The organism is Exiguobacterium sp. UBA6309, from assembly GCF_002439205.1.
In the GTDB taxonomy this organism is placed as follows: Bacteria; Bacillota; Bacilli; order Exiguobacteriales; family Exiguobacteriaceae; genus Exiguobacterium_A.
This window is the reverse complement of the sequence record NZ_DJTL01000015.1, coordinates 62029-72637: the sequence shown is the minus strand read 5'-3', so window position 1 is coordinate 72637 and position 10609 is coordinate 62029. Positions and strand designations below refer to the sequence as shown.

General features: G+C 47.9%; 12 protein-coding genes. 2 read left to right on the top strand and 10 right to left on the bottom strand.

Features of this window, described 5'->3' with window-relative positions; genetic code table 11:
* Window positions 1-57: 57 nt before the first annotated feature.
* Both B3M90_RS04235 and B3M90_RS04230 read right to left on the bottom strand, forming a co-directional pair.
* Window positions 58-915, bottom strand: coding sequence for a phosphotransferase family protein (locus B3M90_RS04235; protein ID WP_290782751.1), 858 nt, complete (start codon window positions 913-915; stop codon window positions 58-60).
* The gene (locus B3M90_RS04230; RefSeq protein ID WP_214856222.1) at window positions 912-2219 is read right to left on the bottom strand and encodes an HD domain-containing protein; all 1308 of its coding nucleotides are present in this window, start codon (window positions 2217-2219) and stop codon (window positions 912-914) included. The genes B3M90_RS04235 and B3M90_RS04230 overlap by 4 nt, the downstream gene beginning before the upstream one ends.
* A 145-nt stretch (window positions 2220-2364) precedes the next feature.
* On the opposite strand from B3M90_RS04230, the gene B3M90_RS04225 reads away from it, so the two are divergent.
* Window positions 2365-3186, top strand: a complete 822-nt coding sequence (locus B3M90_RS04225) for a lipoate--protein ligase family protein (RefSeq protein ID WP_087681795.1) — start codon at window positions 2365-2367, stop codon at window positions 3184-3186.
* 16 nt (window positions 3187-3202) lie between these two features.
* Window positions 3203-4051 carry a DegV family protein gene (locus tag B3M90_RS04220; RefSeq protein ID WP_290782748.1) on the top strand — a complete coding sequence of 283 codons (849 nt, stop codon included), beginning with the start codon at window positions 3203-3205 and terminating at the stop codon, window positions 4049-4051.
* 274 nt (window positions 4052-4325) lie between these two features.
* Here the strand turns inward: B3M90_RS04220 and B3M90_RS04215 are convergent, their stop codons facing one another.
* The 8 genes from B3M90_RS04215 to B3M90_RS04180 form a co-directional block, all read right to left on the bottom strand.
* Window positions 4326-4544, bottom strand: a complete 219-nt coding sequence (locus tag B3M90_RS04215) for a hypothetical protein (RefSeq protein WP_290782746.1) — start codon at window positions 4542-4544, stop codon at window positions 4326-4328.
* Between the two features lie 3 nt (window positions 4545-4547).
* The gene (locus tag B3M90_RS04210; RefSeq protein WP_290782744.1) at window positions 4548-4946 is read right to left on the bottom strand and encodes a hypothetical protein; all 399 of its coding nucleotides are present in this window, start codon (window positions 4944-4946) and stop codon (window positions 4548-4550) included.
* A 2-nt stretch (window positions 4947-4948) separates the two neighbouring features.
* Window positions 4949-6469, bottom strand: coding sequence for a flotillin family protein (locus B3M90_RS04205; protein ID WP_029343201.1), 1521 nt, complete (start codon window positions 6467-6469; stop codon window positions 4949-4951).
* A complete protein-coding gene (locus B3M90_RS04200; protein WP_035411376.1) occupies window positions 6466-6987 on the bottom strand; it encodes a hypothetical protein in 522 nt (173 codons plus the stop codon). The genes B3M90_RS04205 and B3M90_RS04200 overlap by 4 nt, the downstream gene beginning before the upstream one ends.
* Window positions 6977-7204, bottom strand: coding sequence for a hypothetical protein (locus B3M90_RS04195; protein WP_035411379.1), 228 nt, complete (start codon window positions 7202-7204; stop codon window positions 6977-6979). The genes B3M90_RS04200 and B3M90_RS04195 overlap by 11 nt, the downstream gene beginning before the upstream one ends.
* Before the next feature lie 151 nt (window positions 7205-7355).
* Complete coding sequence (locus tag B3M90_RS04190) at window positions 7356-8558, bottom strand: multidrug effflux MFS transporter (protein WP_035411382.1); 1203 nt, start codon at window positions 8556-8558, stop codon at window positions 7356-7358.
* The gene (locus tag B3M90_RS04185; RefSeq protein WP_290748306.1) at window positions 8555-9688 is read right to left on the bottom strand and encodes a YfbR-like 5'-deoxynucleotidase; all 1134 of its coding nucleotides are present in this window, start codon (window positions 9686-9688) and stop codon (window positions 8555-8557) included. The genes B3M90_RS04190 and B3M90_RS04185 overlap by 4 nt, the downstream gene beginning before the upstream one ends.
* A 51-nt stretch (window positions 9689-9739) precedes the next feature.
* Entirely contained in the window at window positions 9740-10504 is a 765-nt protein-coding gene (locus B3M90_RS04180; protein ID WP_035411388.1) for a TerC family protein, read from the bottom strand.
* Between the last annotated feature and the right edge of the window lie 105 nt (window positions 10505-10609).

Here is a 10609-nt window from a genome sequence, read left to right as displayed (position 1 = left end):
TCTTTCCAAGTAATAGAATAATCAATATTTCGAAGAACTACAAGAGGAAAAGTTCATTTAGTAACCGCTTTCGTTATTTTCATAGACTTTCAAGACAAACTTTTCCAAGCGTTCCCGAACATTGTCCTGACTAAGTTTTTGCCTTCCATATGCTTTCCACCCCGAATAGACGTCAATCGTTTCCGGTCCAAAATCAAAAACAGCCCGAATATCCCACCCGTGATCGTACAAACGGTTCGTCTGTTTAAGGTAACTTTTTAAAAAATGATCCGCCATCTCGACGGATTCGAGCAAGGCAAGATTCAAACGACAATGCGCAAGGTCGACTTCAATGGGACCTACACACGCATTAATCCAATCAATCGTATGACACGTCCCATCCATTTCGTATAACACATTGACCGGATGGAAATCCCGATGAATAAATCGGATTGTTTGACTTTCGATCGGTTCGACCGCCAGTAGCTGACGCCATCTCTCCGGATGCTGCGTCCACGTCGGAACGTGACGTTCCGTCGCATACGGCTGATAGACATAAAGAGATTCTGGTATCGGTAGTGTATGGATTGCCGCAAGCATCTGTGCTAGTCGTTCGACATATTGCTCATCTACCTGATCAAGCCGGATCTCTCCCGGTGAACGCGTCATATATATCCACGGCGGTATTTCGTCCCTAACATCTGTTTGATAGTCCAACACATCTGGTCCTAAGTCACCTGCTGCTCGTAACGCAAACACCTCGTGCAAGACAAGATCAGGCTCCTCATGTAGCCAGTCCTGATTCGTATGGACGCGAAGAATTCCCTCACCGACCCGAAAAACAAGGGAGGATGTCGCGCCTTTTAAGACTTCGACCTCTCCCCCCTCCTGTCCAAGTTGTTGCAAGATGTTCGTAAGGACAGCGGACGATATCATGATGTCACATTACCAATCAATAACTGGTCGATTTGCATCTTCTCATTCGCATGTTCGCGCAAGTCGTGCAAAATTTCTTGCGGGAAGAACAGCTTCTCATCCGTTTGGCGTGACGTCGCAATGGCTTGAACGAGCGGTGAAACTTGCGAAATCTCTTTCATCTGCCCACCCTTCATCTGTAGCATGATCGGCTGCTTACTAATTTCACCGTTATCTCCATATAAATCGTAAGGAAGACGACTGAGTTTATCTTCAAGCAGATAATACGTCGGATTCAAGCCGATTGCTTCGAACAACTCACACAACTTATCGTGGACGAGTTCCCGTTTTTCAGCCGGGTAATCGACATACTTAAACAACTTCCGGTCAACGAATCGCCTCGAGAGATCTGCAAGGATTGGATCCTGCTCATTCGCCCACTGCTGAAAATAGAAGTAGACGATTGTCTCATCGAGCCCAAGGAAATCACGCAACTCCATCTTCTGATCAAATAGCGGCATCAAATGGATTGGTGCGATCGCAAACGGATATGCGGACAGGTACAACTCCTGCGCCCGCTCAAGAATAGCCTTTAATAGGTAATCACTCGATCGTGTCACCGGATGCAGGTAGACTTGCCAATACATCTGATACCGCCGCATGATGTAGTCTTCGATCGAATGCATTCCCGATTGTTTGACGACCATCTGATTATGGGCTGGACGCAATACCCGAAGCATCCGCTCGAGATCGAATTTTCCGTAGCTGACACCGGCAAAATGCGCATCGCGCAATAAATAATCCATCCGGTCAACGTCGAGTTGTGAGCTGATCATCGTAACAAGCAGTTGATTCGGGTGCGTCTTGTTGATGATCGACGCTACTTCTTCCGCAAATCCGTCTCCGACTTGGTCGAGGACTTTCTTGATTTCCGTATCCCCGAGAATGATTCGCTCCGTCCACGTCTCGTGGTTAACACCGAAGACGTTCTCGAATGCGTGCGAAAACGGACCGTGTCCGACATCGTGTAAGAGTGCCGCAGCCAGTGTCAACTCCCGGTACTGATCGTCCCAATCGGCGCGACCGTTGAAGACATCGATCAGTTGACGCGTGATTTCATAGACACCGAGCGAATGATGGAACCGTGTGTGCTCTGCTCCATGAAACGTCAAAAAGGATGTTCCGAGTTGTTTGATTCGGCGTAGTCGCTGAAATTCACGTGTACCGATCAGTTGCCAAATCAACTGATCACTGACATAGATATAGCGATGAACCGGATCCTTGAAGACCTTCGTTTCCTTTAATTGTCCTAATGATTGATACATATGTTTCTCTCCTTTAAATCGTGTCTATATCGTTGTTGTTCGGTTTTGTTTCCAAGGATTCCTGTCTCCCGCGGCGCTTCGCACAGAAACTTTATACACCCTGTGCTATAATGATGTCGCAAATCTACAATAAAGGAACGAGCCTATGGGAATCGAACTCTTAAAACAAGAACATTATCGTATTTTTGATCAAACGTCACTCGGAACTGCTTTCCATGCGACACAATCGTTTGCGATGGACGACACATTATGCGCTTCCGTTGCAACAGAAGGAGCTGCACTCCGCTCTTGGATTCACCACGAAACCGTCGTCCTCGGCATCCAGGATGCCCGTCTTCCTCATCTTGCTGACGGTGTAGCTGTCCTGCATGAACATGGTTTCTCACCCGTCGTCCGTAATTCAGGTGGTCTTGCCGTCGTCCTCGACGCTGGTGTCTTGAATATTTCACTCGTCCTACCGGAACGCGGCGGCATCGATATCGACAGTGGTTACGAAGCGATGCTGGCGCTTGTCCGTCGTATGTTCGCACAAGAAACGGACGCAATCGTCGCTGGTGAAGTCGTCGGATCGTATTGTCCCGGTTCTTATGACTTATCGATTGCCGGGAAAAAATTCGCTGGTATCTCCCAGCGTCGTGTTCGTGGCGGAGTTGCCGTTCAAATCTATCTTTGTGTCAACGGAAGTGGAAGTCAACGCGCCGCTTTAGTCCGTGACTTTTACGCAGCAGCGCTTCAAGGTGAGACGACGAAATTCGTCTACCCGACCGTCGTGCCGGAAACGATGGCATCACTCGAGGAACTGCTTGGTACTTCCTTGACAGTCGAGGAGTGTTTACGTCGTGCATATGAAGCGTTACTTGCGCTCGGCGCTGATTTGACGCCCGCAACGTTGACGGAACTCGAGAATGAGCGTTTCGGCGTCAACTTGAGTCGGATGCTTGATCGAAACGAAAAAGCCCTAGGTTAAGAAAGGAGAGAACGTGATGATCCGATTGATCACAGATAGTGGTGCTGATGCACCAAAAGACATGTTAGATGCTTATGATTTTACGGTCATGCCATTTGGCGTATTGATCGACGAAGACACGTTCTTCGACGGAGAATCGATATCTCCGAAACAACTGTATGATAAGATGCGTGACGGTGCAGCACCGAAGACATTCCAGGTCGAAGTCAGCCGGATGGTCGAGGTGTTCACGCGTCATTTCGAACAAGGGGATCCCTTCCTCTACCTCGCTTTCTCGAGCGAATTATCGGGAACATACCAAACCGCGAAGATGCTAGCAGAGGAACTCGCGGAAAAGTATCCGAACGTTCCTTATCTCGTACTCGATACGAAAACCGCTTCGACAGGACAAGGATTGTTCGTTCTTGACGTCGCAGAATATGCGAAGACGCATTCGTTTGAAGAAACAGCGGCTTATGCTGAAGCCAAGGTGAATACGATTCGTCATCTGTTTACCGTCGAATCACTCGAATATTTGATGCGCGGTGGACGCGTTTCGCGAGCTAGCGCCTTCATTGGTGGTCTCTTATCGATCTTACCGCTGTTGACAGTCGAAGACGGGAAGTTGATTCCAAAAGAGAAAATCCGTGGTCAGAAAAAAGTCATGAACCGGATCGTCGAATGGATGGAAGAAGCACGCCCAGCGATTGACGGACATCGAATCATGATTGGTCATGGGGATTCGATCGAACGGGCAGAACAGTTAAAACAATTGATTGAAGCACAATTTTCACCAAGCGAAGTTATCTTGACGATCGCCGGAGCAGCCATCGGTTCACATACCGGACCGGGACTTGTCGTCATTGGGTATGACCTACCACGTTAACAGCATTCATTCTTACTTCATTAAACGAGGCTGACTCAAAAAAAAAATGACTCGTCTGTTCACGCCCTTTCCTCAGGCGAGACACAAGCCAGTTTTCCTGCTTCATTCAAGCAGGAAAGCGGGTCTTGTTTGTCTCTGACAGCGCATAAATGCGCTTTTTCCTGTAGGAGTTGCGTGTGACGAGTCATTCTTTTTATTACGAGATAGGGGTGGCAGATCATCATTCTGCCACCCCTATCTTTGTAGAGACTGACTTTTGAGTCAGCTCCGTTTTTTATGAATTGTATCCGAAGAACAGCAATGCCATGCTTAATCCAAGCGACGAGACGATGAACACAATCGCCATCCCACCCATTCCGAAAACTAACAGCTTCGGTAAATCACGTCGTTTCTTTAGAAGAGCTGTCAATAACCCAACGTTGATCAAGAAGACGACAACGAACGGGAGCAATAACATCCAGCGCTCTTGCAGTAGAAATACTAAACTATCCATTTTTTATACCCTTCTTTCCGATACCGAGAACGGTTGGAATAGGTTCAGACATAAGAAACGGAATAAGAAGTAAGCGAACAGAAGTGTCGACAATACTTCGAACCCAACGTATCCGACATCGCGCCACGCGATTCCTGTCGTCATACCGGCGTACCAATACGGAAAATCGACAGTCAACAGGCTACACATCAGAGCGAGAACGGCTTCCTGACGTGTCTGTCGATCCTGTAGCGAATAGGACACTTTCTTCAAATTAAATATATTGACGATTCCTTCATCCGCTGTGTATCCCTTGATGATTCCAATAACGCCACCTAGTACTGCTAATGCATACCACGGAAGCGGCCAAGCGACATGAAAAATAAGGAGCGCAAACAAGATCAATAAGACGCGACTTTGCATAATCAGTCTTCTGTTTTCGACGCTGCCACCGCATCATGGGAATTCAAGTTGACCGTCAACGGCTTTGCTGTTCCTTTACCAGAGAAGTTCTCGATCAACTCTTTGACATCTAATCCTGACGACGCTTTTAACGTCTCTTGCAGTGACGCCATCAAATCAGTCGCGTACCCTGTGACACGGTTTGCACCGCCACCTTCACCACTACCTGTATCAACGACCGTGATCTTATCGATGTTACCGAGTGGTGCTGCAATCTCTTTCGCGTACTCTGGCATCATCCGAATGACCATGTCAAGGATTGCTGCTTGTCCGAATTGTTCGAACGCCTGCGCGATTTTTTCTTTCGCTTCTGCTTCGGCAAGACCTTTCAAACGAATAATGTCTGCTTCTGTTTCCCCTTGTGCTCGCTCAGCGTCCGCTTTCGCAAGACCATCCAGACGAATGCGTTCTGCATCCGCTTTTGCCGATGCTTCAATCCGGTATTTCGTTGCATCTGCTTCCGCATATTGCTTCGCACGGTCCGCTTGGGCAGCTTGCTCAATCGAGTAACGATCGGCATCGGCACGTTTTTTGACTTCCGCATCGTATTGTTTCTCACGACGGAGGATTTCACGTTCTTCGAGCTCGATTTGTTTTTGCCGCTCGATGATTTTGATTTGCATCTGTTGCTCGGTGACTTCTTGTTGCGCACGTGCATTCTCAAGATCATAAGCTTGGTCGGCTTTCGCCTTCGCGATATCTTGTTCGCGGCGGTAGTCTGCCATCTTCAACTGATTTTCTTTTTCCGCTTCAGCGATTTCCGTTGCACGTTCGAGTTCTGCTTTTTTCGCATCTTTTGAAGCTTCCGCTCGTTTGATGCGTGTCTCTTTTTCAGCGTCTGCCGTTGCGATGTCCGCATCCCGGCGCACCTGTGCAATCCGTGGTTTCCCGAGTGATTCTAAATATCCATTTTTATCTCGGACGTCTTTGATCGTAAACGAAACGATGACGAGTCCCATCTTCGCCAGGTCTTGTGATGCGACCCGCTGGACTTCTTGCGAGAACTTATCGCGGTTCTTATAAATTTCTTCGACAGTCATCGAACCGAGGATCGAACGCAAATGCCCTTCAAGAACTTCACGCGCTTCCCCTTCGCGCTCTTCTTTTGATTTTCCGAGGAACTGCTCTGCTGCTGTTGCAATCTCAGAAATCGAGCTGCCGATCTTGATGATCGCTGTTCCGTCCGCCATGACCGGTACACCCTGCTCCGTGTACACTTCTGGTGTTGTGACTTCGAGTTTACTCGATAACAAGCTAAGTGGTGTTGCTTGTTGGAAGACAGGTAACACGAATGTTCCGCCGCCGCGAATAATCTTCACCCGGTTGCCGGACTCATCGGTATTAACGTTGCGTCCTCCAAGATAACTACCGGATACGATTAATGCTTCTTCCGGACCAACCGTTCGGTACTTCGTGATGAATAGGACAATCAATGCAACGATCAATGCGACTGCAACGATCGATACGATTAATACTGGATTCATGTAAACATCTCCTTTTTCCATTGTTGGGGGTACGTCACGACAGACGCGACGCCTTGTTTAATCTCGATAACAAGTACCTTTGTTCCTTGTGGTAAGGCAGGACCTTCAAACAGGACGGCTGACTTCGATACACGTCCTGAGACGTCATCAAGTAAAATTTCACCATATCCTTCAGTCGGAATCGGCACGATGACGGTTGCGCTGCGCCCTTCTAGCATCTGTTCCGAAAATCCAAGCGACTGTTCGGCTTGTGCCATCGGAACGAACAAAAAAATATGCATCAGTGTCGTCACTAACAACGCGATGACACTGCTGATGATTAAAATCAAAATTGAACCAAGCGGACTCAGTTGTTCGAGTCCGAAGCCGATCGCTGACGTGATGATGACGAAAGATAAGATCAACGTAGGATGGAAAATTTGATCGACACCCGGAATGACGTCTGAGAATAGGATGGACACAAATACACCACAAGCAGCGGCCGCTAACGCATATAAATAAAGTGTACTAACGTCCATTTTCGTTCACCTCGATGTAAGGATGTGAACCATACAGTTCGTGATAAGCCCGCTGATACGCAGTCCGGTTTTCTTCATACAATAAACGAGCCAACTCTTTGTCTCGCTGATCAATCGCCTCTTCTTGACGACGTAAGTATTTTTTTTGCGCGGCAAAATGACGTGCTAATCTTGCCTCAATCGACGGTTCTCGTTCACGCGGCAACTCCTGTTTCATCGCTCCACTCCTTTCTGAAGTACTGGCTTTCTCCCTCTTCTACGCAAACCATCTAGAAAATGTTTCAAAATGAATTCCATTTCTTTTCCTTTCATTAAATAAAAAAACGTTCGTCCCATAAATAGGACAAACGTTTTTGACTAACAAGTATTTATGAGCGGTCGGGACGTCGGACGATTAGTCCGTAATAAAGGACGAGTGCCAAACAATCAAGCGTCATGATAATCAGCCCCATCGGAACGGCCGATTGCTCCCCCATGATGCCGACGAGTGGTGACACGAGCGAACCGACGAGCATCGGGAGTAAACCAAGAAGTGCCGAGGCACTTCCAGCCGTTGCTCCGTAGTTTTGCATCGCTAAGGTAAAACCGAGCGTTGAGATCAAACCAACGCTTGAGACTACGAAGAAAAGTGGAATCATGACAAAAATCAATTGGTCCGTTAACGTTAAAGCGAGGAACAAAAAGATACTTGCACTCGCAACAACCGTCAAGCTGATTCGCATCAGACGTTCTGAATCAACTCGACCAGCAAGACGTCCAGCGATTTGAGCCGCTAAAATGATTCCGATTCCGTTTAAGCCGAACAAAAAACTGAACTGTTGCGGCGAAGCGCCATAAATATTTTGTAAGACGAACGGTGAACCGGAGATGTAGGCAAACATCGCGCCCATGACGAATGCTTGCGCGAACGCATAGCCGATGAAGACACGGTCCGTCAACAAACGTCCGAATGTCTTCAACGTCGTCGTCAAATTCCCTTCAACGCGTCTTTCGAGTGGAAGTGTTTCCGGCAAACGCAGTGCAACAGCGAGCAACATCAACGTACTTAAAATCGCCAGCAAGTAAAAGACAAAATGCCAGTCACCGAACCGAAGCAACTGTCCCCCGATGACGGGTGCGAGAATCGGTGCCGTTCCGTTGACGAGGGACAAGGCAGCAAAGAACCGCGTTAATTCCGGTCCTTCGAATAGATCGCGAACGATTGCCCGGGAAATGACAATTCCTGACGCTCCGGCTGCCCCTTGGATGAAGCGCAGCGCAATCAACACTTCAATCGTTGGTGCCATCGCACACGCAAGAGAAGCGAGCAGATACGCAAGTAAAGCAATCATTAATGGACGCTTACGTCCACGAACATCACTGAGCGGACCGACGATCAATTGTCCGAGCGCCATTCCGAGCATACAAGCTGTCAAACTCAACTGGATCAGTGACGCACTCGCATCAAATGAGCGTGACATATCCGGAAAAGCAGGTAGATACATGTCGATCGAGAGCGGTCCGAGTGCAGCGAGTGAACCGAGGATCAAGATCAACGTTAAGCGGCCTGGTGTCATCGTTGTCTTTGTCATGACGTCACGTAATCCAAATCATGCAAGACATAAGCGAGGAAAAAGACGACCGATGGATTTTCATATGTCATCTGTACCTTTTTGAGTTGGGCCCGATAACCGGTCTCATACTCGACACCATTTAACTTTCGTTCCATGTTCATTTTGATCAACGCATCGAGTTTATCGATCACATCGACCATTTGCCCTTCGTACGTCTCGTCTTTTGCTTCAACGACGAATCGACGGAACGGTGCTCGGATGTCTTCTGGTAAATTGTTGATCAACGTCTCTCCTTCTGCCCGTTCATAAGCTTCGAAGGCTGCTGCCGTGACCGGGGTCGCATGTTTGACAGGTCCAAGAACATCTCCTGTCGTGCCTTCGACGAGATCATGGCATAACAGACGGGAAACGACTTCTTCGATATCGATCGTGACGCCGTATTTTTCTGATTCAATCAATCCATTGAAGATACCAAGTGAAGCTGCTCGAAACGCATGTGTCGCGTCGTTATCATCAATCGTATTGAAACGTCCTTTCCAGCGCCGAATCGTATCCATCATCAAGACGTTTTCGATAAAATGAGACATCTCGTCCTCTTCCATGACCGACTGTGTCAAGCGACGGATTGAAGCGAGTGGGTGTCGTTCCAGAACAGCCTGTAATTCCGCTGCTTTTTGTTCGAAAAAGACGGACTCTGTCATCCGTGCTTCCCGGCGTGCATATAACATCGCATCAAACGTATCGATGGCTTCAACGATTCGTCCTTCCGGTGAATCATCTTCTGCATGAACAAGATACGTCGTAAAGGCTGGTTGAAGCGACTTCGAGAGTAAGGCGACGAGCTGTTCACTCGCCTGTTGTTCCATTGCCTGAATGTGTGCATGTAACGTCGGCTCTTTTTTCGTCCGGTGTTTGATTGGTCCGGTGATGACCTCGTTCATGTCATGGAATAGGGCTTTTCCGAGCAATGTCAGGCGGTCGACTGGTGTTTGTCCGTCCGCTTCTTCTAAATAGCTTGCCATCAAACTGAATAAGGCAACACGAAAGCTATGACTGGCTGCGTTATCCGGAAAACGTGGTGCATATTCATCCCACCGTGGAACGTTTTGCATCCGCGTCAGCATCCGAATGAAATTACCGTTTTGCATAAAATCTCTCCTAACGAAAGACGGACAGAGAGTACCCTGCCCGCCATTATATTATTTTGCTGATTTGGTTGAACTACTTCCGCTACGGAACCAACCAATGATTAAAATCAGGGCAAGTACGACCCAGAAGATCGTTTGCCATAGTGTACTCTCTGGAAACTCATGCGGCAAGACGTCGATCGACGGATGCGCGAGTGTCATGACGACGAGTTTTACGCCAACCCATGCGACGAGCCAAAAGGCAGCTTCTTCGATACCTGGTCGCTTTTGGAGCAAGACAACGAACCAACTCGCAAAGTAACGCATAATGACGAGACCAATGATCCCACTGAAGAAGACGACCCAGAATTGTCCTGTGTTCAGACCACCGATCGTTCCTCCGATCATCGGTAATGTCGTTGCCATGGCGACAGCAGCAAGTGTCGAGTCGACAGCAAACGCCAAGTCAGAGAACTCGACTTTAACGACAGTCCACCAAAAGTTCGGTGAGGCTTTTTGTGAGGCAATTGAATCTGGTACTTGGTGTTTATTCGATCGAGCCTCGACGATTCCTTTAAACGCGACGTAGAAAAGGTATATCGCCCCGAGTGCTTGAAGTTCCCAAATCGTCGCTAAATACGAAGCAAAGAAGATTGCGACGAAACGTAAGACAAGAGCTCCGACAAGACCATAGAAAAGTGCTTTTTTGCGTTGATCGTCCGGTAACGGTCGGACGAGGACAGCCATGACCATTGCATTATCAGCAGAAAGTAACCCCTGCAAAATGATCAGTACGAGCCCGACGGTCGCATACTGTGTAATTAATCCAATATCCATACTAACGAATCCCCTTTTTTGTTCAGTCTATTTATTATATGCCGGTCGATCGGAAAGAAAAAGATGAAAGCTCGACTGAAGTACTTAACCTTGTGTTTTATTCCC